Annotated in this window: 29 protein-coding genes; 6 read left to right on the plus strand and 23 right to left on the minus strand. The window is 35.7% G+C overall.

Annotated elements, in window-relative coordinates; genetic code table 11:
* Positions 1-90 precede the first annotated feature (90 nt).
* A complete protein-coding gene (locus tag ACMGGO_RS20575) occupies positions 91-408 on the minus strand; it encodes a hypothetical protein (protein WP_420282203.1) in 318 nt (105 codons plus the stop codon).
* Between the two features lie 123 nt (positions 409-531).
* Entirely contained in the window at positions 532-1320 is a 789-nt protein-coding gene (locus tag ACMGGO_RS20580) for a helix-turn-helix domain-containing protein (RefSeq protein ID WP_420282204.1), read from the minus strand.
* Positions 1321-1763: 443 nt separating this feature from the next.
* On the opposite strand from ACMGGO_RS20580, the gene ACMGGO_RS20585 reads away from it, so the two are divergent.
* Positions 1764-1979 (plus strand): helix-turn-helix domain-containing protein, encoded by a 216-nt coding sequence (locus ACMGGO_RS20585; protein ID WP_049664439.1) that lies wholly within the window; start codon positions 1764-1766, stop codon positions 1977-1979.
* A gap of 295 nt (positions 1980-2274) precedes the next feature.
* On the opposite strand, the gene ACMGGO_RS20590 is transcribed toward ACMGGO_RS20585, so the two are convergent.
* The 15 genes from ACMGGO_RS20590 to ACMGGO_RS20660 all read right to left on the minus strand — a co-directional run bounded on the left by ACMGGO_RS20590 (position 2275) and on the right by ACMGGO_RS20660 (position 10814).
* On the minus strand, positions 2275-3240 hold the full coding sequence (locus tag ACMGGO_RS20590; protein WP_420282205.1) for a hypothetical protein: 966 nt from the start codon (positions 3238-3240) through the stop codon (positions 2275-2277).
* Between the two features lie 324 nt (positions 3241-3564).
* Entirely contained in the window at positions 3565-4380 is an 816-nt protein-coding gene (locus tag ACMGGO_RS20595) for a hypothetical protein (protein ID WP_420282206.1), read from the minus strand.
* Between the two features lie 144 nt (positions 4381-4524).
* Positions 4525-5133 (minus strand): DUF2971 domain-containing protein, encoded by a 609-nt coding sequence (locus tag ACMGGO_RS20600; RefSeq protein ID WP_420282207.1) that lies wholly within the window; start codon positions 5131-5133, stop codon positions 4525-4527.
* 113 nt (positions 5134-5246) lie between these two features.
* Positions 5247-5501 (minus strand): hypothetical protein, encoded by a 255-nt coding sequence (locus tag ACMGGO_RS20605; protein ID WP_420282208.1) that lies wholly within the window; start codon positions 5499-5501, stop codon positions 5247-5249.
* Positions 5502-5745: 244 nt separating this feature from the next.
* On the minus strand, positions 5746-6387 hold the full coding sequence (locus ACMGGO_RS20610) for a hypothetical protein (protein WP_420282209.1): 642 nt from the start codon (positions 6385-6387) through the stop codon (positions 5746-5748).
* Between the two features lie 11 nt (positions 6388-6398).
* Positions 6399-6713 carry a hypothetical protein gene (locus ACMGGO_RS20615; RefSeq protein WP_420282210.1) on the minus strand — a complete coding sequence of 105 codons (315 nt, stop codon included), beginning with the start codon at positions 6711-6713 and terminating at the stop codon, positions 6399-6401.
* Positions 6714-6818: 105 nt separating this feature from the next.
* Positions 6819-7427, minus strand: a complete 609-nt coding sequence (locus tag ACMGGO_RS20620; protein ID WP_420282211.1) for a hypothetical protein — start codon at positions 7425-7427, stop codon at positions 6819-6821.
* Between the two features lie 306 nt (positions 7428-7733).
* Entirely contained in the window at positions 7734-7871 is a 138-nt protein-coding gene (locus ACMGGO_RS20625) for a Com family DNA-binding transcriptional regulator (protein WP_140423013.1), read from the minus strand.
* 49 nt (positions 7872-7920) lie between these two features.
* Entirely contained in the window at positions 7921-8436 is a 516-nt protein-coding gene (locus ACMGGO_RS20630) for a hypothetical protein (RefSeq protein ID WP_420282212.1), read from the minus strand.
* A gap of 16 nt (positions 8437-8452) precedes the next feature.
* On the minus strand, positions 8453-8842 hold the full coding sequence (locus ACMGGO_RS20635) for a hypothetical protein (protein ID WP_420282213.1): 390 nt from the start codon (positions 8840-8842) through the stop codon (positions 8453-8455).
* 39 nt (positions 8843-8881) lie between these two features.
* Positions 8882-9421: a hypothetical protein gene (locus ACMGGO_RS20640; protein WP_420282214.1), complete on the minus strand. Its 540-nt coding sequence runs from the start codon at positions 9419-9421 to the stop codon at positions 8882-8884.
* On the minus strand, positions 9394-9786 hold the full coding sequence (locus ACMGGO_RS20645) for a hypothetical protein (RefSeq protein WP_420282215.1): 393 nt from the start codon (positions 9784-9786) through the stop codon (positions 9394-9396). Before ACMGGO_RS20645 ends, ACMGGO_RS20640 begins: the two co-directional genes overlap by 28 nt.
* A 55-nt stretch (positions 9787-9841) precedes the next feature.
* Positions 9842-10240, minus strand: a complete 399-nt coding sequence (locus ACMGGO_RS20650) for a hypothetical protein (RefSeq protein ID WP_420282216.1) — start codon at positions 10238-10240, stop codon at positions 9842-9844.
* Positions 10241-10317: 77 nt separating this feature from the next.
* The gene (locus ACMGGO_RS20655; RefSeq protein WP_313150273.1) at positions 10318-10587 is read right to left on the minus strand and encodes a hypothetical protein; all 270 of its coding nucleotides are present in this window, start codon (positions 10585-10587) and stop codon (positions 10318-10320) included.
* A 2-nt stretch (positions 10588-10589) separates the two neighbouring features.
* A complete protein-coding gene (locus tag ACMGGO_RS20660; protein ID WP_236690786.1) occupies positions 10590-10814 on the minus strand; it encodes a helix-turn-helix transcriptional regulator in 225 nt (74 codons plus the stop codon).
* 168 nt (positions 10815-10982) lie between these two features.
* Between ACMGGO_RS20660 and ACMGGO_RS20665 the strand changes: the two genes are divergently transcribed.
* The 3 genes from ACMGGO_RS20665 to ACMGGO_RS20675 all read left to right on the plus strand — a co-directional run bounded on the left by ACMGGO_RS20665 (position 10983) and on the right by ACMGGO_RS20675 (position 14298).
* Positions 10983-11564 carry a helix-turn-helix transcriptional regulator gene (locus ACMGGO_RS20665; protein WP_313150274.1) on the plus strand — a complete coding sequence of 194 codons (582 nt, stop codon included), beginning with the start codon at positions 10983-10985 and terminating at the stop codon, positions 11562-11564.
* Between the two features lie 48 nt (positions 11565-11612).
* On the plus strand, positions 11613-12821 hold the full coding sequence (locus ACMGGO_RS20670) for a tyrosine-type recombinase/integrase (protein WP_420282217.1): 1209 nt from the start codon (positions 11613-11615) through the stop codon (positions 12819-12821).
* Between the two features lie 94 nt (positions 12822-12915).
* Positions 12916-14298, plus strand: a complete 1383-nt coding sequence (locus ACMGGO_RS20675; protein WP_420282218.1) for a dipeptidase — start codon at positions 12916-12918, stop codon at positions 14296-14298.
* Between the two features lie 57 nt (positions 14299-14355).
* Here ACMGGO_RS20675 and ACMGGO_RS20680 read toward each other — a convergent pair whose 3' ends face one another.
* Positions 14356-14928, minus strand: coding sequence for a nitroreductase family protein (locus ACMGGO_RS20680; RefSeq protein ID WP_048393315.1), 573 nt, complete (start codon positions 14926-14928; stop codon positions 14356-14358).
* A 97-nt stretch (positions 14929-15025) separates the two neighbouring features.
* On the minus strand, positions 15026-15520 hold the full coding sequence (locus ACMGGO_RS20685) for an amidase domain-containing protein (RefSeq protein ID WP_004229655.1): 495 nt from the start codon (positions 15518-15520) through the stop codon (positions 15026-15028).
* Positions 15521-15702: 182 nt separating this feature from the next.
* Between ACMGGO_RS20685 and ACMGGO_RS20690 the strand changes: the two genes are divergently transcribed.
* Positions 15703-16725, plus strand: coding sequence for a DUF2804 domain-containing protein (locus ACMGGO_RS20690; protein WP_054549082.1), 1023 nt, complete (start codon positions 15703-15705; stop codon positions 16723-16725).
* A 91-nt stretch (positions 16726-16816) separates the two neighbouring features.
* Here the strand turns inward: ACMGGO_RS20690 and ACMGGO_RS20695 are convergent, their stop codons facing one another.
* Entirely contained in the window at positions 16817-17533 is a 717-nt protein-coding gene (locus tag ACMGGO_RS20695; RefSeq protein ID WP_115674303.1) for a glycerophosphodiester phosphodiesterase, read from the minus strand.
* Positions 17534-17690: 157 nt separating this feature from the next.
* On the opposite strand from ACMGGO_RS20695, the gene helD reads away from it, so the two are divergent.
* Positions 17691-19916: an RNA polymerase recycling motor HelD gene (gene helD / locus ACMGGO_RS20700; protein ID WP_259949296.1), complete on the plus strand. Its 2226-nt coding sequence runs from the start codon at positions 17691-17693 to the stop codon at positions 19914-19916.
* Positions 19917-20182: 266 nt separating this feature from the next.
* Here the strand turns inward: helD and ACMGGO_RS20705 are convergent, their stop codons facing one another.
* The 3 genes from ACMGGO_RS20705 to ACMGGO_RS20715 all read right to left on the minus strand — a co-directional run bounded on the left by ACMGGO_RS20705 (position 20183) and on the right by ACMGGO_RS20715 (position 24952).
* Positions 20183-21052 carry a GNAT family N-acetyltransferase gene (locus ACMGGO_RS20705; RefSeq protein ID WP_233436290.1) on the minus strand — a complete coding sequence of 290 codons (870 nt, stop codon included), beginning with the start codon at positions 21050-21052 and terminating at the stop codon, positions 20183-20185.
* A 346-nt stretch (positions 21053-21398) separates the two neighbouring features.
* Positions 21399-23231, minus strand: coding sequence for an ABC transporter ATP-binding protein (locus ACMGGO_RS20710; RefSeq protein WP_066038238.1), 1833 nt, complete (start codon positions 23229-23231; stop codon positions 21399-21401).
* Positions 23231-24952, minus strand: coding sequence for an ABC transporter ATP-binding protein (locus ACMGGO_RS20715; RefSeq protein ID WP_048393307.1), 1722 nt, complete (start codon positions 24950-24952; stop codon positions 23231-23233). Before ACMGGO_RS20715 ends, ACMGGO_RS20710 begins: the two co-directional genes overlap by 1 nt.

The following is a 24952-nucleotide window of genomic DNA, read 5'->3' on the forward strand; positions in this document are numbered from 1 at the left end:
CGGCCACACTATTAGTTGCAGCTGCTCACCGTAATTGGTATATTCAATTTGAAGTGTTTTGATTAGTCGATGTTAGCGCATCGGCTTTTTTTATTCACTTTTTATTACCATTTTATATAATTCTTCAGCATGAATATTTAGGGTTTCAATATCTTTTGACATTTCTTTAAACAATGGATAAAAGCCCATATCAATCAACCGTACTGTATCTCGTATTTCATCAATCGCAAGGCAAGCCATCCCTCGATCTTTATCCCAGCCTTTGTGAACTATATCATCAAGTCTTTCTATCAATCGTGCTACAGCACCCTGTACAACCTCTAATTGAATCATTTGTGCTGATAAGTTATAGGCATTGTGACTATTTTCATGCACCAATGATTTTACCTTTGCTACTACTTGTTCCATTCCGATACCTTCTTTCACTGTTTATTTGTTTGCTACTGCATGTAATAGTAATTGTTTGTTGTGGTCAGACATGACACTCCATTCTTTAGCTGTTACTTTCATGTATCCTCGCCTCCTTTCATATTAAAATACTTCTGTTGGTCTATTTCGTTCAGTTAACCAGTTGTAGAAAGGCACTGTGTGCACATTCACAGGCATATCTTCCATAGGTGATGTAATTATTGTGAGATGCTTATCTCTACGTTGTAAGGCCATCTTATGAGCTCCTACGAATATGGAACTCAATGAATTAGTAACCGTTAGCACACCTTCTTTAATATCATTAGCCATTTTAAAAATGATGTTTTTTGCCTTTATGAATTCCTGAATGTTATTTACATTGGATGCCAGTACCACTTTATGTAGCTCGTCCTTAAAGTTATCTGGAAGAGGTAACGAATGCATAAAATCATATAGCATTACCTGATAATCATTCATAAACTCTTTGCATGCTTCTCTATCGGCATGAGCCCGTTTATAGGCTTCTTGCAGTGGAACAACCGTCTCTTGTTCAAAAGGCTTAACAGAGCTTTCGCATGTTTCAGATTGGTAAGGCAAAATAATATAGATGTTTGCACCACGACCTCCTTTTACCTTCGTAGTTTTCTGTGTCTTAATGATTCCTAGTGATTCAAGTTTATTAATAGCTCTATAAACTGTCTTTGTGCTGATCTCCAATGCTGCAGCAATTGTGGCAGCTTTCAAATGACAAGCCCCTGGATATTCAAGACCGTGACTAGCAAGTTTGAAAACGATGGCACGTTCACTTTCCGTTAGGTTATAGTAGTGTGCTGCCATGTGATTTTCTACAGCTGTGTCCATATCTGCTACTGAATCAAATGTTGTATATTGTGCTAAGTACTCAAACGCCATCGTTTTCACCTCACTTTCATTCCTGTTTCCTACTACTTAAATGCCTTACGTAAACTTTCACGCATCTGTTCTACTTCCAATTCAGTCAAAGCCGATGATATTTCATAATCCATTTCAACCGATTCTGATACTTACAGACATCCTTAATTGCATCGTGTTGTTTCATCTTCATTTGAATGTACTCATTACGTTGTTGGATGGTTTTCGATTGAGCTTTAATACACAATGTCATCCCCTCTTTTCTGCAGCGTATCGGCTATTTCTGGTCCATTCACCGACAACCTTTGATGGTTTTTTTCTGCTACAATTTTGCTAATAACCAAATAGTACACTAATTAATGTACTTTGTAAACATTTTAGTAAACTAAATAATTTACTTTATTTATTAATTGGTTTACAAGTATATAAAATGGTATACTGAATACTAATAGGAGGTGTGTTTTATGAGATTAACTACCAGTGAAAAAATAAAAATAATTCTTGGTAGAAAGGACATGACTGTGAAAGATTTGGCCGAAAAATTAGGAACCACACGCCAAAACTTACATAACAAAATGACACGCAATAATTTCAGTGAAAGTGATTTAGAGAAGATTTCTGAAGCATTAGAAATTGATTATGAAATCAGCTTTCTAATGAAAGATGGAGAAAAAATTTAAACACAGTAAAAAAACACTTCCGGCTCATCGTGCAGCTGAAAGTGTTTTTCTTTTGACCATAATAAAAAGCAACCACATTTCTGCAGCTGCTTGATTATATATATATTAATTATTAATAGCATGTTTTAAAAGATTAAAAGAATAAATGATTAAGATTTAAATTCCATAACTTCACGCTTACTCTCCCAATGGATTTCAGTATTTTAACGATGGGACAATGCGGTGGGACAATAATAGCATATTAACTATTATTGTCACCCATTTCGAAGTGGTCTTTTTGGGGTTAACTTTTGTCTTAATTTAACCAAAAATCCAGAATACCATATTCTTTATAAAAATCTTTTAGATTTCTCATTCCTTTATAATGAAGTTCAAAAGTACATGAATAACATTTAATGTCTCTAATATAAGGTTGACAATCTATATCCCGAGTAACATCTTCATATCTCACTAGTGATTTTACACCACACACTGGACATAACATTATATTCTCGTTTGTAGGCGATTCTTTCACCTCATTTTTAGCAATATTTTCTGCACGTTTTACGAAGTCTGGTTTAAGTTCACCAAAACCACGTTCATAATTATAAGAGGCACGTCCTAGTTCTTTAAAAAAAGCCAATTTGTCTAAATGAGGATTTTTAGATTTACAAATTAAAATAATCTCATTAAAAGGTTCAATTCCTGAATGTAGTTTCCTATTTGTCCCCCTCCATAATCTATCTAATCCCTTATATTCAGGTAATTCAACTATTTCATTCACAATAGGAAAAATATACTTTCCAATAATTACATCAAAGGATTTATATTTCAAAAAAACACTTTCTCTATGCCAAAGATCGTTCCTTTTGGTATTTAATTTACGTAACACCTTTTCATTTTTATAAAAGAATTCATATTTATCTTTTTTTAGCTCATTCTTTTTTACTAAATCAATGATTTTTTCTAAAGCTGTTATAAAACCCAGCTCATTTAATTCTTTTGTATCAATTTTGTTATTTTCCTTTAAAATATCTTTCATAATTAACTCAAAAAAATGTTGAAAATGTATTATGGTTTCATAATATTGTTCTATATAATTTGGAATAAAAATCGCAGTTGAAGATTCAAATATATTATCCGCTATATCTTTTATGCTTTTATAAGTAGAAAAGTATGATACCACGGCATTTTTTAGAGATAAAAACGCAATTAGATTAATTGGTTTTTTCATATCTTCTTTTTTATATTTATCATTGAATAATTTATTGATATCAATCAAAATTATCTCTCCTTTCTCTTTGTTTAACAAAACTCCTCATCAACTATACCACCAGTTATTATATTTTTTATTATTAAAACCAATTATCTAAATTACCAGGTCTCTTATTTATATGTGTCTGACTATCACGCTCATTTAATCAATTATAGAAAGGCACTGTACGTTCTTTAGATGGAGTTTCTTTTATAGATAGTGATTTAGTCGACTTGCTATTAAACGCTTAACAGTCTTATTAAAAGCATCTACAAATGCTGCTCTTAATGTTCGCCATAGCTTCAAGATATAATAAAAAGCCACCACCAATTTGGATGTGACTTAATTATTTTAATTAAGATTTGAAGAAGGACATTCGAAAATCATATCCTCAATTTTAGTAAACAGTACCTCCTCTGGTATACCGTAAGTTTTAATTAACAATTTTGAAAGTATACTTCTCAATTCAAAATAATCACGATAAATATCTTCTTTTTTAGATAGCTTAACTATACTTCCGATCTCACCATGGACTATTTTACTTCTGAAATTATACATTTTTTTAATTAGATTATATACTTTACGTCTTTCCTCCTTTTCATTAGATACTAATAAACTTGCATATAGAGCAACTTTATATGAGAGAGAACCCTCTCCTTTGACTAATAGCGATTCAAAACCTGTTATTAAACTTAAAATACTCAAGTCTACTGTGGTTGCAGAACAAGCACTGGAATAAGTTTGTAATGCGTATCCCCACCTTGTTCCAGTCCAGTCATCTTTCTCTCGAGCTTCTTTAGTGTTCCTGTTATATTCAATTAGTATCTTAAAACAAGTTTTAATTTTTTCAATCCGGTCACTATCAATCAATACTGTGGAACTATCTTCTTCAATATACCCATTCCCAGAGTCACCATAATAATTATTTAAATAGGTATTAAAACTTTCCATTATTTCATTCTTTTTGAATTCCATGTTAACGTTTGGGATTGCCAATTGTATTGCTTTTTGAAAAATGTATATATTTGATTCAAATGGAACTTCGTATATTGCCTCAACTTTGACACACTCCATATTGTTCATATTAATCAATTTTATGAATTGATTAATTTTGTAGCTTTCACTATCTAGTTTAATTTTATGAATCTCACAAACATATTTAACCATAGTTAATCTCTCCTTCTAATACAATAATAAAGCAAAAGGAAAGTATTGTATTTACAAAAAGAGGGTACCCATTGAAAAACGAATATGACTTTTAATAGTTTTATATATAACTTTCGACTTACAAGAACTTTTTATACCTTTGGATTAAAAAACTAACATACCTGTTATAACTATTCCTGCGATTCTTGATAACATATAAGGATCCACGGTTGTTATAAATCTACGATATTCGTCTGGATTTGGTAATAGGACAACTACATCTTCTAATTCAAAATAAAAATCACCTTTTACTCTCCATTCACGTTCATGTGTCCAATCAATTAAATTGTTATCGTCATGGAGATCTAAGGTCACCACTCTCCACAGTTCATTTTTAAACTTTTGTTTTGCTTCCTCTTTAGCCTCGTAAATAACAGGACGAGCACCTCTCCTATATGCCAGAGTTTTATTAAAAGTTAAACCGTATGCGTAGTACCGTCGTTTATTTATTTTACCCTCCTCTGATAATCTTTCTTCATAACGTACATTTTGAGCTATACCAGTTAATGGCGCATCCTGAAAACAAACAGCTTTTTCACTGCCTTGTATAAAACCGCTATGAGTACTACCAATTAACTTCTTATCGTTTAAAATTTTTAATAACACTTGTAAACAGTCCATGCCATAGGTGCTTTTGGTTAAATGTACTAATGAAGTAGATATATCAGATCTTTCTAATATTCTGCTATTCCAATAAGCTATATTAATACCCATACATTCCATACCCTTTATATATTTTTTTTAATGAATTTTTTACGTTTAATGACTTAAATAAATTCAGGTTATATAAAATTTACAGCTAGTTGCTAGTTAGATGTGACATTACTTTATTTAGAAACTAAATTATCAAATTCACTCTTTATCTCATCGTATGCACTGGCTTTGAAATAACAAAAATCTGAAGGAGACAACGGTCTTTTTTCTCCAGCCTTTCTTAAAGGACTAATATCTAATCTTAATGCGTCTTTATCATGTTCTCTTATACCTGAAAATTTTTCTTTTAAATGTTTAAAGATTTCCGATGTTTTTTCTGAACTATATGTTCCTAAAAGTTCTTTTTCACCATTCTTTACTAACTCCAATTCACTGTTAATAGTTACCTCAATTTAAATACCTCCAATTAAAATTATGTTTATTATAAAAAAAGAGTTGAACTATAATCTGGAAAATAATCAATTTATCAACATCTTTATATAAATAGTACAACATAAAATCCGATTGTAGTTTAGCGAAAATAAAAAAAACAAAGAGACTACCAATTTAATAGCCTCATCATTGTTTCCGACATACACGTACAATTATTGGAACACCTACACAAGTAAGTGTCTATTTAAACAATTTATTTAATTGCTTTAATCCTCTTTTCTTATTTTTCTCCAGTTGTTGCACCGTAATTTTCTTAACTTCTGGTGCTGGGCCATCAATGTCTTTAGTAATCTCTTTTGAACGTTGCTCCGCTGCTTCTGTGTCTGCATCATAGTATACCTCAATGAATTTAAGATGCTTTTTCACAACTCCACGTAATAGTTCATAATCAACCTTTTTTCGCTCTATAAAGTACTGCTGTAGCACTTCCACATCTTTTGAGGGAAGACTATCCAAAATGGCATTAAAAGGCTCGTATGCCCTCTCTAAACGGTCTGTTTGTCGCTTCCTGTTCTCCTTTTCCGCAATAATCATTAAAGCGAGTCGTTCCGTTCCTTTACTTACAGTTACATCTTCATCGTAAGATGTAACACCGTATGAAAACTCATACAATTCCTGAAAGTATTGTTCTGCTGATCGCTTCAAATACTTGGCCAACTCTTTTGATGTCGCATCCTTCCACAAACAATACATGGTGTTACGGATCCGCGCTTCCATCACTGGAACATCGTTATCCGATTCACTACTTATTTCATACCTTGTTCCAGCTGTAATGGCTGCTATTTGCTCTCCAAATTCTTCGCTGATTCTTGCTAGGTTCACAGACGATCACCTCACTTTTCATAAAACCGTAATATTTTTAGAATTTCTGAATGTTTGTTATAAATATAATTTGCGCTATATTCTAATTCACTTGCTATTGATTCCAATGTCTTTCCTTCTACATATTTACGAAATAAAATTCTTTGTTCCAATGAATCAAATTTAGAAACCAGCTGCTCAAACTGCGCTTTTCGTTCTACACAAAATTGTAATTGTTTTTCTGTATCTTGCTTTTCTTGTTCATTCATTTCTGGATCCGTCAGTTTAAACTGTAAATACTCTAGCTTTTCCAACAAACTAGCATAATCTTTCAACCAAAATGCCATATTCCCACCACTTCTCAATCACTTTTTTTAACTTACTTTCACAAAAACACCTACCGAAGTAAGTGTTTTATCTAATACATCTTCTAAATTAGTAGTCTTTTATAATTACCAAAAATAATTTCTTGGGGCATTCATTCGAGATATTTCATTTTTGTATCGTTCGATATTTTGACTTAATCCATTCGGGTTCATAAATGATGTTTTAAAAATAATTTTTCGTTGTTCTTTTTTGCCACATACGCTACCAATTAAAGATACTGCTAAATCGAAAACTTCTTCAATTGGTCCATATGTTTCCATCAGGTCATTATACGCCTTTATAAATGCTTTACCTTTCTCATTAAAATCTTCTACTAATGGATTGATTGGATCTGTAAATGCTGCCAAATCAGTTAATAATGATGCCTTTTCTTCTTCCGTTAATTCTAATTTTGCTTTATCCCGACGCGGTTTATTTGCTAGGAATCTATATTCCATCTGTAAATCTTTTTCAGTTTTTTCTAATAGATTACATACTTGTTCATAGATTTTCTTTGATTCTTTTGTCCCTTCAATTAAGTAACGATTTTCAGTAGCCGTTAATTCGTTTTCTAATCGTTCTATTTCGTTCTCTAAAAAACCAATATTTGCATAACATTCATTTTCTCGCTCCTCTAGATTCTTTTTATACTCTGCTAATTTCTCTAAAACTGTAGATTCAATGTTTATTGTCATGTTAACTTCCACCCTTCAATTTTTATTTATATTGTTTTCGGTATAAATTCACTGAAATAAAAAAACACATTTTGATAATCTGCAAATTCACTTTTAGACGGTCTAGCCAATTTCCTCACCTCCTTAAAAATTTTCATTTAGGGAATTTTTTTAGAGCAAATGGGGGCAGTCGGTGTACCGTAATTTCGATATTTTTAATCAAAAACCCCGGGGGTACTCTCACAAATAATATTTTTTAATAGAAAATAAAAAATCCAATAACATACACACCACTGTGCAGCTACTGGACTTCGAGAGTCTCTAATATTATTTAACTTTGTAATGATTGATTGCTTTACAGCGTGTGCATTGTACTTCTAAATCACAATCACTTGTACTTACTTCATACTCTTTATTCGCTTTAAGTAATAGCTTTCCGCATTTTGTGCATCGTAGTTCTTTCATAACATCACCTCACTATCTTTTAAGTATTGAGAGAATCATGCGTGTGTTACTATTTCATTTTTTCATCACGCCTATAACGCTCACCAATTAATGTTAGATTGTTTATGACAGCTTTCCTTAACGTTTCATAATCCACCTTCTTAGACTGTTCAAAATAGCGTATAAACAGCTTTCTATCTTCCACACTAATTAATTCGCATATCTCCTTGAAACGCTTGTATTGAAGCCGTATGCATTCTAAACGTTTCTTATACGTTACCTTCTCGTCAATAATCATAAATGCTAGAATATCTGACCTACTCAAAAGAGATTGATCGTTATCATACATAGACACGCCATAACTAAATTCATACAGCTGAGCAAAGTGTGCTGCTTGTCTTTTCTCCAAATAGTTTGCTAGTTTGTTGGCCTGGGCATCCATCCACAATGAATACATATACTCCCTAACTTTATGTTCTAGTTCTGAAACAAAATTATCTGAATCACTTTCAATTGCATAAGGTGTGTTAGCTGTAATAAGCGCTAATTGTTCACCGAAAGCTTCCGAAATAGTAGTTTGATTCATGCAGCACAACCTCCTTTCAACTAAACCTAGCAGGATAGTTTGTTAGAATTAAATGTTCAATTTCCACACCTGTATCAAGATTTAAAAACAATGAAATCTTTATCATAGCTGTATCTCTAATCTTTGTGTAAGTCACTGAACTTATTGGTGGATCAAACTTTAAATTGTAGACGTGATAATCTGTCAAGTATTCACTATTAGCTGACAAATACCTTGCTTCAATTAGAAAGCGTTCAGGTGTGGGTAATCTCTCAATAGCTCGTTCAATCATTTGGTGAAAGGCAACATTTTCATTATCTGAATTCTCTAAAGTAAATTTTGAAAGTCGATAACGTGCCAATTCTTTTACAACAGCTTTACGAATTTTTACTTTCTCTACTCTTGTTAAGTGTTTTAATAGTTCCATTGATATCATCCTCGCTTCTCACTTTTGATAGCCTATTTTTCAATCACTCCAATCAAAATTATCTGGATCATTTCCGTCTTGTATCCATCGTTGGAAAGCTATTTCTTTATCTCTCGGATCATATTGCGGCTTTTGCTTTGGTTGAGAAGGTTTTTTATCAGCATTCATTTTTATAGCCAATTCCATAAATCTCTCACGAAGCTTTTTGGCCGATAGTACATTTGTTTTCCAAAATGAATCTTCTGTTACCCAATCCATTACTTGCTTCGCTAGATGTTTATCTACTCCATCAAGCTCGATTAATTTACGCATATCATCAGCCCAAGTTTGCATATTGGACTTTTTGATTAAATGAGATATTCCTGCTTCATTTGCAACTGCAGAAACTTTCTCATAGAAGTATATTGCCATTTTGAAATAGGTGCTGTCCTCGTCATATTTTTTTTGACGAGTAGTATTTATATCTTTTATATCTTTTATATCTTTTATATCTTTTATATCTTTTATATCTTTTATATCTTCTTTGTTCCCGCCATTTTTGGCGGTTCTCTCTACCAAAAGTGGCGGTTCTCTATCCATATTTGGCGGTTCTCTTTTTTTAGTTCCGCCATTTTTGACGGTTCTGTCTTTATAGAATTTTTTGAATTTTTAACCTTGAATATATTTCCGTAGGGAGTTCGTTTCGTATCAATGTATCCATATTTTTTCAGTCTGGAAATATTGCGTTCTGTACTCCTCAAACTTGTTCCTAGTGATTCGGCTATTTCCACGTTTTTAATGGGTCTTCCACCGAGAACAATGCCAATAGTTTCACCGTTCTCAGTGGTTTCTTTTGTTGTTTTCGCAATCAACCAAAGGAACTCCCATAAAGCTGGACCAATTTTTTCGACATGTTCTTCTGTTAGTAAACCAGTGAAAACCGGAAAATAGAAACTATCAGGCATTGTTATATCACCACCTTGTCAGTGCCTATGTTGCTTAAACTGTGCAGGTGCTCTTTTATTCATCGTTTTCTAATTCAAGCTGTAAAAATGCTTGTGTAGCTTGTTCTTGAGTTATGAACCCTTGTTTAAGGGTAAGCATTACTTTACTTATTTTTAGGCTTTTTTCCGTTAAAACTGCTAGTTTGTTTCCTTGAGGGTCTAGCTTCACCCTAACTTGAGCACCTTCATAAATTGATGAACCACGATTCCATACCTGACTTGAATCGTGTTCAACAATTTTATTTAATATATCTTTAATAGTAATAGTCTTGTATTTGTCACCCTCTTTTACTTCGATAAGATCACCTTCTACTAAATCCATGTACGAAAAACGGCCATGGACTTTGTGCACTAAAGAAACAATATCAATACCAAAATGCACAGTTATACGTCCATTTAAATATTCTTCATTCATCTATTTCACCACCTTGAGTTTTACATATGATAAAATCACTTATTCCTGTACACACGCTCGCCCAAGCATATTTTTAATTACCATTCACTTGTAATTTCACTTATTACTTCAAAAGCCTGTCTCGCTGGCCACCAACGTTTACGATTTTTCTTGACCTCAATAGCTCGCATACGTACATCACATACAAGTTCACTTTCTAAAAATCTTGGTGACATATTCGTCAGTTCTGCCATTTTGTTTAGATCAATCCACCACAATACTTCTCTTATTTCTTCATCAAGCCGTTTCTCTATGTATTGCCGAATGGCTTGCTTATCAAGATTGACCTCAATGTTTGCTGGTAGCATCTTTAATCACCTCTTTCATTGGTAATTTCAAAAATTTCATCAAATTCCACATATAAAGCACTGCAAATCTTTTTAGCTGTTTCGGGTCTAGGTGATTGCTTTCCATTAGAAATTTGAATCAAAGTTGCTTCTGAAACACCTATAGAACGGGCAAACCCTCTTTTTGAAAAGCCTAATTTAATTAACTCTTGTCTAAAAGCGTTTTGTGATTTCAATTGAATAGCCAAAACAAAACCTCCTTCACAATTAAATTAACCAACTTATTGGTTATAACAATTCATATGTTGATGATATGTCTTTTTCAATTGAAAGTCAATCAAATTTGATTAGTTTATTGGTTATTTTGATTCGTTTATGATATAATTCAAACAATCATTATGAAAGGGAGTATGAAAATGTCAGGTTTTATCCACTGCAATTTGAGGGTTTTAATGGCTGAACGAGGCCTAAATATACAAAATGTAAAAGACCAAACTACGCTGTCAAGGACAACTATTTCGAACTTGTATAATAATTACGTTTCAGGTATTCAATTCGATACACTAATACAGTTATGTACACTTTTAAAATGTACTATAGGTGACTTGTTCACCTTTGTTAATGTGAGGGTTTCATTTAATGACATTTCAACAGATTGTAAAGTCGATTTGATGTCAGAAAATCACATTAAGGATCCCTCTAAGTGGGACGGTGGGAACTATGCTTATAGGGCTAAAAGTAAATTTTTAATTAACTTAACGCTTAAGTATGAAGGTGAACTTTCAGTTTTTGATATTGAAGTAGATACTGCTGTACATTTTAACGAACTCAAACAAATCATTTTTACAAATAATCTAATTTCAGACGAATTTCGTTTGAATTTAGACAATGTAAAAGCTCCTGTATATGTAATTGACTATATAGAAGAACAGTTTGATAAATTTTTATCTGAATGTATCCATGATAGATTTATTAATATATTCGACAATGTAGATTAATCACACTCACCCATTCCTGTACACACGCTTCGCCCAAGCATGAAAGGAATGGACAAGGTGAAGTTATATAAATCAGCAAAAGAACCTGAGATATATCACTATTTCAATGCAAATGAAGAGAAATTATGGATGTTTCGACATAAGTATTATGATTCGTCTGGAAAGCGGAAAGAGAAGAAGAAAAGTGGTTTTAAAACAGAAAAAGCAGCATTAAAAGCCCTCCTGGAAGTTAAGGCTCAAACGCTGCGCGGTGAAAAAAAGTATGTAGAGAATGACCAAATGATTGTTGGTGAATGGCTAGATATATGGTATGACACGAATAAAGGCAAGTGGAAAAAAGGGACACAGGTTCAACGTGAAATCATCGTACGTGTCCATTTAAAGCCGCTACTCGGTCATTATAAGTTACAGAAATTAGACAAACAAACATATCAAAGGGTATTTATCAATGTACTTGTTGGCAAATATGAAGCAAGTACAATTCGTTCATGGCATACTATTTTTAAAATTGCCATTAATGCGGCTGTAGAAGATGAAATACTTACTCGGAACCGCTTCACAAAGGTAACGATTCCGTCAGTAGCCAAAAAGAAAAAGGAAGCGGCTAACTTCCTTACTCCTGCTGAACTCGTCATTTTTTTGGATGATGTGAAGCAGAATGAAAATATTACCCACTATACTTTTTTCCTTACGATTGCTTATACAGGCATCCGTAGAGGTGAAGCATTGGGTTTACAATGGCGAAATATAGACTTTCAAAATAACACAATTACCATTGAGCGTACCAGGGATGTTATCGGCATCCACACGCCTAAAACAATGAACAGCTATAGAACTATTTTAGTGGATGAAATTGTTATGAAGCAACTAGAGAACTATTTGAAGTGGTGTAAAAAAGCTTTATTAAAGCATGGGCGTAAACTACATGAAGATTTATCAAAGGATGATACCTTTGTATTTATCTTTGAACATGCTGCGGATCCAATTGCACCCACAAGCCCTATTTATACAATAAATAAAGTTTTGGAAAGAACTAATCTACCCAAGACAACAATACATGGATTACGGCATACACATTGCACCATTTTGTTAAATCGCGGTCTAAATGTGAAGGTAATCGCTGAAAGGCTTGGCAATACACCGAAAATGATTATGGATGTATATGGGCATGTTTTGAAGGAATTAGAGGCGGAATCTGTCTCACTCTTTAGCCATGCTTTACAGACAAGTGGGGCTAAATCTGGGGCTAATCAATAATAAATACGTTAGAAACCATTGATGTAGCAAGATTCCCCAACCACATTATGCTATACTATTTCTATTATCGAAATATTAGAAAGAGGGATGCTTAATGACTAATTTACAGCAAATTGATGCTTATTTTGCAGAACACCGTGAGGCACATTTAAATGAATTGAATGAATTTTTACGAATTCCAAGTATCAGTTCTTTATCCGAGCATAAAGAGGATATTCAACATGCAGCTGAATGGCTAGCCAGTGCGTTTGAAAAACTAAATCTTGAAAATATCTCCATTACACAAACAGCTGGGCACCCTGTTGTTTATGCAGACTGGCTACATGCAGAGGGTAAACCAACTATTTTATTTTATGGTCATTATGATGTTCAACCTGTTGATCCATTAAATTTATGGGACAGTGAGCCTTTTAATCCTACAATTCGAGACAATAAATTATTTGCTCGTGGTGCGAGTGATGATAAAGGACAAGTCTTTATGCACTTAAAAATGATTGAGGCATTGTTTGCTACAACAGGGACATTACCTGTCAATGTTAAGTTCATTTATGAAGGTGAAGAAGAAATTGGTAGTCCACATCTACCTGCCTATGTTGAACAATATAAAGAAAAACTAGCGGCAGATTTAATTTTAATTTCCGATACAGGTCTTTATGGTCCTGGGAAGCCTGCGGTATGCTATGGTTTACGGGGCTTAACGGGCATTCAAATTGATGTGCGTGGAGCTAAGGGAGATTTACACTCCGGTCTTTATGGTGGTGGCGTACAAAATGCTATTCACGCATTAGCTGAAATTTTAGCATCCTTCCGTGATGAGCATGGTACGATTCAAGTTGAAGGTTTCTACGACAAAGTGTTGCCATTAACAGAAGAGGAACGTGAGGCTTATCTTGCGCTTGGCTTCGATGAAGAGTCTGTTAAACAGGAAGTTGGCGTAAAAGAATTATTCGGTGAACAAGGGTATTCTTATTTAGAACGTACTTGGGCCCGCCCAACCCTAGAGGTTAACGGTGTATTTGGTGGTTTCTCAGGTGAAGGCATCAAAACAGTGCTGCCCGCTGAAGCTAGCGCTAAAGTCACATGCCGTCTTGTACCAAATCAAGAGCCCGATGAAATTGTAGCACTTTTAAAAGCACATGTTGAAAAGCACAAACCTGCTGGTGTGGAAATCAACATTTCTGAATTCGATAAAGGCCGTCCATTCCTAACGCCTTTCGATCATCCATTTATCCAGGCTGCTGGACGCTCCTATGAAAAAGTGTATAATGTACCAACAGCATACACACGTGGCGGTGGATCCATCCCTATCGTCGCTGCGTTTGATGAAATTTTAGATTTACCTGTAGTGCTAATGGGCTTCGGTCTATCAAGTGAAAACTTCCATGCACCAAATGAACACTTCCATTTAGAAAACTTTGATAAAGGCTTACGTGTTCTTAGTGATTATTTATATGAGGTTTCAGGATTACAAAAGTAAATATCGATTAATTAAAAAATCCCCTCACTGTCAAAGTGAAGGGATTTTTTTATTTGATTACTCACCAAAAATCGTAACGATATCAGCTGCTTGTTTGCGCTCTTTACCTTTTGGCACTTCATCAAAATAACCAACTTGTAGCATAGCAATGACACGCTCACCTGGCTGTACCTTTAAAGCTTCACGGAATTTTGGATTATCTAGGAAGCCTGGTGTTTTCCAGCAAGAGCCTATGCCTCTATCCCATGCCAGTAACTGCATGTTTTGAATAAATGTACTTGCTGCTGCATAATCTTCTAAACGTTCTTTTTGACGCGCATCCTCTGGAACGATAACAAAGGCATAGCCACCTGGTAATGTAAATTTCAACATCTGCTTCGCTAAATCTTCGCTTGAAAGCTCCTGCCATTTAGGAATTGTTAAGTCACGTAATAGCTGGTGAAGATTTGTTAATTCCTTTCCACAGGCAACAACTAATCGCCACGGCTCACGATTACCATGATTGGGAGCCCATACTGCATCGTCAATAATAGCCATTAAATCCTCACGCTCTACAGGCTGGCCATTAAACTTTTTAATGGAACGACGTTGAATAATTGCATCTCTAACAGATAAAATTTGTTCGCTCATATATCAATTCTCCTTCTACCATAAGACAACATATTAGAGTTTATCTCTTCTATCTTTCACATTATCATATATTTGTATGCTTTAAAACTACCTGTTCCTAAGCAAAGCTGTCATCTATATGATAGAAAAAGTAGGTCATGCTTGGCGTATAGGCGGTGGAATCCTCGTAAAAATAAGGTCGATTAATACTATCTGAGGTGTGGGCATTCACATAAGGAATACCATTTTGAATACTTGTAACAATAACGGAGTGGTCAATTCTACCATTCCCTTGAAAATCATAAAAAATGACATCTCCAAGCTCTAGTTCCTCTGCATATTGAACACGTCTACCCTTCAATCCTGTTGTAGATCCTTCTAAATACCATCGTAATGAATGAGCAACAGACCAGCTAAAGCTCCAATTCCCTTGCTGAATCCACCAGCCTTTCTCTCTACTTGGTGCACCTCGCATCGGTGCCCCTCCTGCAAGTAAACACTGAGATATATAGTTCGTGCAATCTACATCAAAATTTGGAAAAGCAGGATTGCGTCTGTTCCACCACAAATTAGCATATTGAACTGCAGCCTGCCTATTATACATTTTTGCCATACATAACCTCCTCATGCCATCATATGTCTATTTAAGCATTTCTATTAGTTAGGTCCTTCCTCATAATTCTTATTGAAATCCATTATATTCAGCATGTTCCTTTCCAATTTCAAGAACATTTTTGCTACAATAAGGATTAAAGATATGTCAATTTTATTTTATGACCAGAAGGGATGTTGAATGTGAGGCAGCATGCTGAAAAAGAGATTTTACAGCCAACTCTTTTATGCGATAAAAAAGGTAATTTAAATCCAGCAGCCATCGGATTTGCACGCAAACCACTTATTAATAGCAATTTAAGCGGCCATCTCATGCGCAAAAAGAAATGGAACTATTGGTGTGTCTACGGTGATGAAATCTTGTTTTCAGCTACGATTAGTCATCTAGATTACGCAGCAGTCTGCTTCGTTTATTTCCTTGAATATGAAACACAGCGCTATTTTGAAAAAACGATCACAATCCCCTTTGGTGGTAAACTAAAAATGCCTACACAGGTTTTAGAATCTGTTTCATTTAAAAATAGTGAAATGATGATTGATTTATTATATATACAAAATGAAACACATCTATCTGTTTCCATACCAAACTTTGACGGAGATGTTTTACGAGCAAAGCTTATCATTCAGCACCCACCAGCGGACGAAACCTTAAATGTAGTCATTCCTTGGAATCGCAAAACATTTCAGTTCACAGGCAAGCATCACATATTGCCAACATCAGGTGTTGTCACAATTGGTACTCGGCGTTTTAATTTCTCAGCTGAGGAGAATTTTGCTGTGTTGGATTATGGACGAGGTGTATGGCCACGTGAAGCATTATGGAATTGGGGAATGGCCTCTCAACGAGTACGTGGACGACGCATCGGACTTAATTTAGGAGGTAAATGGACAGATGGCACAGGCATGACTGAAAATGCTGTTTTTGTTGATGGTAAAATGACAAAAATACATGAGGATTTATTATTTCAATATGATTCTGAAGATTACATGCAGCGTTGGAAAGTGAAAACAAAATTTTCTAATCAGGTCTCCTTAACCTTTTCACCCTTTTTTGAGCGTATAGCCCAAACGAATGCCAAACTAGTTAAATCAGAGGTACATCAACTATTTGGCTATTACGACGGTTCTATTTTACTCGACAATGGTGAAACACTGGTTATTCAACAAATGCTCGGATGTATTGAGGAACATCGTGCAAAATGGTAAAAAACCTCTAGAAGACGTTGCTTTCCGTGGGTATTTTGAAAATGTAAATGATTCCACGGAAGCTTTTGTCTCCTAACTGTCCACTTTTGCTCTAACTAAGGGCTCTTAATATTTTTTCTGGATCATCTGTAAATATCGCCTGTACACCGAGCTGTTGTAAACTTCGAGCATCGCGTTGTTCATTGACGGTATACACACGTACAGTTGCACCTTCAGCGAGAGCTAGTTTAACTGATTTACGGAAGGAAGTTGGCAAACTTACATGTAACGCCTTAGCTGGTATAAGAGCAATGTAAGTTGGGAAATCCACCAGCACCTCTGCAAACAATGCTGCACTTTCTATATAAGGCGCTATTTTTGATATTGTTTGCAATGATTCATGATTGAAAGATGAAATGATCACCCGCTCTGTCATTTGCTGTGCTGCTACTTCTTTGAGCACGAGCGCTTCGATTCCTTCATATGCAATAATGTCTGTTTTCAGTTCAATATTGATACGGTGATTGGTACCTGCAAATAACTCCAACACTTCCCCTAAGGTAGGAATTACTTCATCTCCGAACTCCCGTGAAAACCACGAGCCAAAATCAAATGTACGTAATTGTTGTAATGTAAAATCTTTTACATAGCCTGAGCCATTGGAGGTACGATCAATGGTCTCATCATGAATCACCACTACCTCTTTATCTGCGGTTAAATGAACGTCTAGCTCTATCCCTGCTATAGGAAGCTTTGATGCTGCTTGAAAGGCAGCCATCGTATTTTCTGGATAGTTTATCGAAACACCTCTATGTGCAAATATGTCCAAATTCAATAACCTCCTCTATTATTATTCAAAGAAAAACCTTCCAGCCCCATGTAATAGTAGCATAATTAACATTTTAGCTTTCACTTGCTGGTAAATATTATATATAGTAGTATGATAATCTACTTTGAAATTGTAAGTACCTAGGAGGTGCTAAAAAATGACTGTACAACATCCAGATTTTCAGGCTGAAGTAGAGCGGTTAGCGTATACCCAAGGCTATATGCAACAAATATTAGACGAATCACAACGAGATTTAAAATCTGCTCAAGAAAATATCCGCAAATCTATGGCCGATCTTGATTACTTAGATTCGAGTTTAAGTTATTTAAATATCTTAACAAATGCCAGATTTTTTGAAATGGCACGTAATCAAAAAGAAGGTCTAGAGGCCGTTCGCAAGAAGCCCTATTTCGCTAGAATCCATTTCCAAAAAACCGGTGACCCAGAAGAATTCCTTTATATTGGGAAAACATCACTATTTCATCGTGAAACCCATGAGCCCATTATTGTTGACTGGCGCTCACCCGTAGCTAATGTTTATTATGATGGACGTCTTGGTGACATGGAGTACGATGTCCGTGGTGAAGTTCATAAAGGAAATCTCTTTGCTAAAAGGCAATACAAGATCGAAAATGGCGAATTACTCGATATACGAGATATTGATCTAACAACAAATGATGAACTACTACAAGAAGCATTAGCTGGAAAAGCTGATGTCCGTCTAACTGAAATTGTTTCAACCATTCAAAAGGAACAAAATGAAATTATTCGAGCACATCTTCGTCAACCAATTATTGTGCAAGGTGCTGCTGGTAGTGGAAAAACAACCATTGCTCTACACAGAATATCCTATTTCCTTTATACAATGGGTGAACATTTTAATCCTGAGCAGCTCATGATTTTAGCACCGAATAAGTTATTTATTGATTATATAGGCGATGTTTTACCAGAGCTTGGCGTCGATAAAATATGCCAAACTACTTTTACAGACTACGTTCTTTCTGCCACTAAATTAAAGCTTAAGCTTCAAAATCCAAATGAACAATTAGAATTGCTCGTTGCTGGAGGCAGTCATCCTACTGCCTGGATTGCTGAAATGAAAGGTTCACTTTACTATCGTGATGTCATCGAACGCTACGTACAAAAGCTGGAACAAAAGATCGCAGAGCAATTCGAAGATGTCTATATTGAAAAATACTGTATCATGCGTGCTTCCCACCTGAAGAAGCTGTTTTTATATGAATTCTCATATATGCCTATCGAAAAGCGACTTGAACATATTAAAAAGGTCTTAGCAAGCCATGTACGTCAAAAAAAACAGGCTGTTTTAGCTACACTCCATAAAAAGTATGATGAAGCATTGGGTAAAGCCTTAAATGGAATTCGAGATGATGAAAAACGGCGACGTGTTGTCACAAAATTCATTGATGAGCGTGATGAACGAATTCCTGCCATTGAAAAAGAAACGAAGACAACGGCATCAGCTTATATGCGTCGCTTTCCTAAACATAATATTAAAACACTCTATCGTACCCTTCTCACCGATGCAGAATTATTAGCAGAACTCGCCCCTGAATGGCATTACCTTGAACAGCAACAATTTTTGCAGGCACATCGTAAAGAACAATGGGCACTCGAAGATTTAGCTGCACTATACTATTTACAAGCACGTTTAAAAGGCATTGCAGATGAATGGAAGATGCGTGTTGTCTTTATCGATGAGGTCCAAGATTACAGTTTATTTCAGCTTGCTGCTTTAAAAGCAGGTCTTGATACAGATATGTTTACTATGGTCGGTGATTTAGCACAAGGTATCCATAGCTATCGCTCATTAACAGCCTGGGAACCTGTCCAAAGCTTATTTCCTCGTGCAAGCTTCCGCACTTTGCAAAAAAGCTATCGAACAACAATTGAAATTATGGAAGTCGCGAATCAAATTCTAGCGCAAATGAATGAACAGCTACCTTTAGTAGAACCCGTTGTGCGTCACGGTAAAGTACCAAGTTTTATTCAAGCAGAGCAATTCGATGCCTTCAAAGTTAAAGAGATTTTTGAAGCTATTCGTCAAAATGGCCATCGATCCATCGCTTTAATTTGCAAAACTACTGCAGAAGCCATTACTATGCAACAGGCATTAAAAGACAATGATATTGCTTCACAACTACTAACGGAAAATGAATCTATTAATCAAGAAATGTTACTTGTTGTGCCAAGTCACTTAGCTAAGGGACTTGAATTTGATGCTGTCATTGTAGCTGCCTACGATACACCATTTTACGATACACCCATTGACCGAAAGCTACTTTATGTAGCTCTTACACGAGCCATGCACGAGCTATACTTAATCGGTCCATCCAAAAAGACATTTTTATTAGAAAATTAAAAAGTCGCTAAAAGGCGACTTTTTTCTTTGCATCATTAATTTCTTGGGGGTAATTTATAAAACTTCCCTTTGGATAAATAAGCTTTCACAACTTTCCACCATGAATTAGGGGCTTCCTTCGGAGGAGACTTCTTCTTTGGCAATGCTGGCATGCGCATGATCACGACTCCTTTCTTAAAGCTTATTAATATTATATGAAGATAGTACGTGATTATGATAAAAAAGGGCGATGAGTTGATATTAAATACCTCTCATCGCCCTTTTTTCTATTGTTTTACATAATAATCAATTTGCTGTGCTTTCATAAAGCCTGCTTTTTCATAGACAGAAAGTGCTTTTTTATTGTCTACTTCTACATCTAGCATGACAAACGCTGCACCAACCTTACTCGCATAATCCTTTGAAAAGGAAAGAAGGGCTGTCCCAATACCTTGTCCTTCACAATTTGGATGTACAGCAAGTGCTGTTACCCACTGGATTTCATTTTCCTTAGCTGTAGTCACTGTGCCAACAACTGCACCATCTCTGTAAGCAACCCAAAGCTCTCTTCCATTTGTTGATGTATTAAAAGCAATAAGCTCTTCTGATTCTTCGGGTAGATCTCCAAAAGCCTCACAATAAATAGTAATCAGTTCAGCTTGCTCTCCGTTATAGGCTTGAATATTTATATCACTTCGTAATGTAACAGGCTCTGCTTTTGTTTCTAGGGTCGTTTCTGAAAAACTATAGGTAAACCCTTTGTTTTCAATAAATGTGTGCCCATAAGGGGAACCATCAATTACTACAGCTAATTGCCCCTCTGCCCCTCTTTCTTTTAGCCCTACTTGTATACCCTCAACTAACGCAGTTCCAATACCCTTTTGTCGATATGCAGGTGTCACCACTAATGACCACTCATATGTATGAAGTCCCATTAAGTCGATAGCACTAGCAGCACCAACTAGTAAATCCTTATCATCCTCATACGCTAGTACCATGAAGCCTTTATTCTCGAAAGAGCTAGCCATTGGTACATTCATAATGGTTTCATAGACTCGATAATCTTGAACTGTTGCTTCTTCACATAATAACTTTACTTCTTTCAATGTTTCTCCATCTAATGGAAAAGACACTGTCATCACTGAAATATTCATCATTTACTCCGTTCCTGTAACAGACTATTGCCCTATTGTAGCAAGAATGAAAATAAGCTGGCAACAAAATATATTAATACCCGCTATTAATCAGAATTTTACTTCAAATATTAGAAAAATAAAAGGATTTATACTATAAAAATTCAGTAAAATGACTGAAATTTACTAGAAATAATATACTAATTTTTCTAAAATAGAGATATTTATTCTTTCACAACCCATTACTTTTAAACTATCTACTGTTTCATATTTTAATAATGTTATATAATAATTATACCATTTATTCAAATTAATAACATTTTAATTCAATAAAAAAGAGCAACTTCAAATGAAATTGCTCTTTTTCCATCTATTCCTCAAGATGGTGTGAGGATGAATGCAGCATTTGTGCATAAAGACCACCTGATTCGATTAGCTTTTGCTGAGGTCCAGCCTCCACTAATTCCCCTTTTTGCATCACTAAGACCATATCGGCATTATGGACAGTATTTAAACGATGCGCGATCACAAAGCTCGTGCGCCCTTGCATTAACGTATCGAGTGCCTCTTGTATCGCCAGTTCTGTCACAGTATCGATACTGCTTGTCGCTTCATCCAATAGTAAAATTTTCGGATCAGCAATAAGTGCCCTTGCTATAGAAAGTAATTGCTTTTGGCCTTGGGAAATCTCGCGTCCATCCGCTGCAAGAATAGTATCATACCCATCCTTTAGTTTCATAATGAATTCATGTGCATTAGCTTGCTTGGCCGCTTCCTCAATCTCTGCATCACTCGCATCCAGTCTACCATATCGGATATTCTCGCGAACAGAAGCCTCAAACAAAAATGGATCCTGTAAGACAAAGGCCATTTGTGAACGAAGGGATTGTCGATCAATTTGCTGTACATTTATACCATCAAATAATACCTCTCCCTTTGAGACGTCATAAAATCTTGCAATAAGTTGAAGGATTGTCGTTTTACCAGCCCCAGTTGCACCAACAAGGGCTACCGTTTGACCAGGTTCCACTTTAAAGTCTACATTTTTTAGTGTGTACCCCTCTTCTTCTAGTTCATATTTGAAGTACACCTGCTTAAACGTTACATGTCCCAATAGCTGATGCTTTTGTGCTGACACATTTTCTGCCTCTGGTTGTTCATCAAGCAAGGAAAATACACGTTCTGCACCAGCAATGGCTGACAGTACTGTATTAAACTGGTTTGCTAAATCATTTAAAGGACGTGTAAATTGTCGTGCATATTCAGTGAATATAACAATTACCCCTATCGATACATGTCCATATAACGCAAGAACTCCTCCTACACCTGCTACAATGGTAAAGCTCATATTATTTAAGAAGTTCATAACTTTAGGAATATAACCTGAGTATGTCTGTGCCCAAAAACCAGTTCTTTTTAAGCGCAAACTTTTTTCACGAAATTCTGCTTTCATTCGCTCCTCTTGTGAAAATGCCTTCACAATCCGCTGTCCTGAAATTGTTTCTTCGATCATCCCGTTTAAGGCGCCAATAGCTACCTGCTGTTCTTTAAACAGTGGTGCTGTACGACGTGTAATCCATCGCATCGCCCAAAACATCAGTGGAATAATGATCATCGTCAGAACTGTCAGCAATGGGCTTAAACTGAGCATAATAATGACGGTTCCACCAAGCGTAAGAACACTTGAAAATACCTGAATAAAGGAACTGTTCAATGTTGAGCTGACAGCTTCAATATCATTCGTCATTCTACTCATCAATTCTCCATGCTGACGACGATCAAAGAATGCCACTGGCAGTCTTTGAAAATGAGTGAATACACTTGTCCTTAATCTATAGATCGTTTGCTGGGCGATGCCAATCATCCAATAGTTTTGTAGGAAAAGTGAAACGGCTAATAACACATAAATACCAATTAATAAGCCAATCCCTTTATCTAAGCCTGAAAGCTCGCCATGCATAACATAGTGATCAATCATTTGACCGATTACATAAGGACCAACTAAAGCTAATATGGAGCTAATCATCACTAATAAGAGCACCACAATAAGCAGTGCACGTTGTTCGTCGACAATTTTCCATAACCGCAGCAATGTACTTCTCCAATCAGCTGCACGTGGCCCCTTCTTTTTCTTCACACCCTGTTTCAGATCATCTTTTGTCAAAAGCGGTTCATAGCCAAAAGGTTTCTGGAAAAATCCCATTAATCCTCCACCTCCTGTTGAGAGATAGCTATTTTTTTATAAAGCGAGGAAGTCTCTAAAAGCTCTTCATGTGTGCCATAAGCAACTACTTTTCCAGCATCAATCAGTAAAATGCGATCTGCACCTTTAGCTGTACGTATTTTTTGTGTAACAACAAGCATCGTTGCTTTTTCTTCACTCAGTGCCGCCCACAAAGACTGTTCAGTTTTCACATCTAAAGCACTAGTACTATCATCAAGCATTAAAATATGTCCCTTTCTTAAAAGAGCTCTAGCTATAGATAACCTCTGTTTTTGCCCCCCAGATAAATTGACACCCTTTTGCCCAACCTTGGTATCATAACCATTTGGAAAATCTTCAACAGATGCATGAATTTGCGCCTGCATTGTAGCCTGTAATACAGCATCCATTTCAGCCTGTGTATCTCCCCAACGCACATTATCTGCAATACTTCCTGTAAATAACAATGACTGCTGGGGGACATAGCCAATCACTTCCCGCAACTCTTGTAAATCCCAATGTTGCACATCCTGACCTTCCACAAGTATTCTGCCTTGCGTTACTTCATAGAACCGAGGAATGAGCTGTAATAATGTTGATTTTCCTGCACCAGTTGCCCCCATGATCGCTAGTTTCTCGCCAGACTTAACTTGAAAGCTCACATCTGACAGAACAGGAACATCTCCTCCTGGATAAGTAAAACTAACATGGTCAAAGGTTAATTCTCCATATTGTGTGGCATGACCTACTTCTTCTAAAAGAGATGTATCTTCAACCTCATTTTCAACGGAAAGGATTTCTGCCATACGTTCTGCAGATGCCTTTGCACGTGCGTAGAAGATAATAATAAAAGCGAACATTGAAAATGAGCCTGTCATACGCATTGCATAATTCACAATAGCCACAATATCACCAAGTGGCGTTGTTCCTGTAGCAATTTGTTTTGTACCAAACCATAAAACTGCGAGCAGGCTCATATTCATAATGAACAAAAGAACCGGCATAATATATTCCATTATGCGTAAGGCCTTCACAGTATCAACCTTTAACCGTGATGCAACTTCATCAAAGCGTGTAGCCTCATATGCCCCTCTTAAGTAAGCCTTTACTAATCGTATCGCCTGTAAATTCTCCTGTAAAACTCTGTTTAAACGATCGACCCTCTTTTGTACACGCCCAAAATAAGTCACACCTTTTGCCACCATAAAAAGAAGAAAAATAAAAATGATCGGTGCACCAATAACTAAAAATAAAGCTAATTTCGGATTTACGACAAAAGCCATAATAATGCTTCCTATCACAGCAAGTGGCGCTCGAAGCATAATACGTAAGCTCATAAACAGCACCGTTTGTACCTGTGTAACATCATTTGTTAATCGAGTAATAAGCGATGCAGTGGAGAATTTTTGATAGGTTGCTAGCGTAAAGGATTGAATCCTATCAAACAGGGCATTTCGAAGATCATATGAAAAGCTTTGAGCTGTATGTGAAGAAAAATAAGAATTGATAACGCCCGCCAGAAAGGCAACAAAAGATAGTCCAAGTAAAACAGCCCCCCATTGCAAAACCATTCCTTGATTTTGTGCCCTTACTCCCTCGTCGATTATTTTTGCCATAATGAGTGGCTGCACAAGCTCTACAAATAACTCTAAAAGCATTAAACATAAAGCAAAAATAGCTGTCCATTTATATGGCTTTACATAGGAAAAAACTTCTTTCAT

The sequence above is a fragment of the Lysinibacillus sp. BNK-21 genome, assembly GCF_048684915.1.
GTDB lineage: Bacteria > Bacillota > Bacilli > Bacillales_A > Planococcaceae > Lysinibacillus > Lysinibacillus capsici.

Coding starts and splice junctions, on each gene's coding strand:
- ACMGGO_RS20575 (WP_420282203.1), bottom strand. CDS start 408: ATGGAACAAGTAGTAGCAAAGGTAAAATCATTGGTGCATGAAAATAGT.
- ACMGGO_RS20580 (WP_420282204.1), bottom strand. CDS start 1,320: ATGGCGTTTGAGTACTTAGCACAATATACAACATTTGATTCAGTAGCA.
- ACMGGO_RS20585 (WP_049664439.1), top strand. CDS start 1,764: ATGAGATTAACTACCAGTGAAAAAATAAAAATAATTCTTGGTAGAAAG.
- ACMGGO_RS20595 (WP_420282206.1), bottom strand. CDS start 4,380: ATGGTTAAATATGTTTGTGAGATTCATAAAATTAAACTAGATAGTGAA.
- ACMGGO_RS20600 (WP_420282207.1), bottom strand. CDS start 5,133: ATGGGTATTAATATAGCTTATTGGAATAGCAGAATATTAGAAAGATCT.
- ACMGGO_RS20615 (WP_420282210.1), bottom strand. CDS start 6,713: ATGGCATTTTGGTTGAAAGATTATGCTAGTTTGTTGGAAAAGCTAGAG.
- ACMGGO_RS20620 (WP_420282211.1), bottom strand. CDS start 7,427: ATGACAATAAACATTGAATCTACAGTTTTAGAGAAATTAGCAGAGTAT.
- ACMGGO_RS20625 (WP_140423013.1), bottom strand. CDS start 7,871: ATGAAAGAACTACGATGCACAAAATGCGGAAAGCTATTACTTAAAGCG.
- ACMGGO_RS20630 (WP_420282212.1), bottom strand. CDS start 8,436: ATGAATCAAACTACTATTTCGGAAGCTTTCGGTGAACAATTAGCGCTT.
- ACMGGO_RS20635 (WP_420282213.1), bottom strand. CDS start 8,842: ATGGAACTATTAAAACACTTAACAAGAGTAGAGAAAGTAAAAATTCGT.
- ACMGGO_RS20640 (WP_420282214.1), bottom strand. CDS start 9,421: ATGGATAGAGAACCGCCACTTTTGGTAGAGAGAACCGCCAAAAATGGC.
- ACMGGO_RS20645 (WP_420282215.1), bottom strand. CDS start 9,786: ATGCCTGATAGTTTCTATTTTCCGGTTTTCACTGGTTTACTAACAGAA.
- ACMGGO_RS20650 (WP_420282216.1), bottom strand. CDS start 10,240: ATGAATGAAGAATATTTAAATGGACGTATAACTGTGCATTTTGGTATT.
- ACMGGO_RS20655 (WP_313150273.1), bottom strand. CDS start 10,587: ATGCTACCAGCAAACATTGAGGTCAATCTTGATAAGCAAGCCATTCGG.
- ACMGGO_RS20665 (WP_313150274.1), top strand. CDS start 10,983: ATGTCAGGTTTTATCCACTGCAATTTGAGGGTTTTAATGGCTGAACGA.
- ACMGGO_RS20670 (WP_420282217.1), top strand. CDS start 11,613: ATGGACAAGGTGAAGTTATATAAATCAGCAAAAGAACCTGAGATATAT.
- ACMGGO_RS20675 (WP_420282218.1), top strand. CDS start 12,916: ATGACTAATTTACAGCAAATTGATGCTTATTTTGCAGAACACCGTGAG.
- ACMGGO_RS20680 (WP_048393315.1), bottom strand. CDS start 14,928: ATGAGCGAACAAATTTTATCTGTTAGAGATGCAATTATTCAACGTCGT.
- ACMGGO_RS20685 (WP_004229655.1), bottom strand. CDS start 15,520: ATGGCAAAAATGTATAATAGGCAGGCTGCAGTTCAATATGCTAATTTG.
- helD (WP_259949296.1), top strand. CDS start 17,691: ATGACTGTACAACATCCAGATTTTCAGGCTGAAGTAGAGCGGTTAGCG.
- ACMGGO_RS20705 (WP_233436290.1), bottom strand. CDS start 21,052: ATGATGAATATTTCAGTGATGACAGTGTCTTTTCCATTAGATGGAGAA.
- ACMGGO_RS20710 (WP_066038238.1), bottom strand. CDS start 23,231: ATGGGATTTTTCCAGAAACCTTTTGGCTATGAACCGCTTTTGACAAAA.
- ACMGGO_RS20715 (WP_048393307.1), bottom strand. CDS start 24,952: ATGAAAGAAGTTTTTTCCTATGTAAAGCCATATAAATGGACAGCTATT.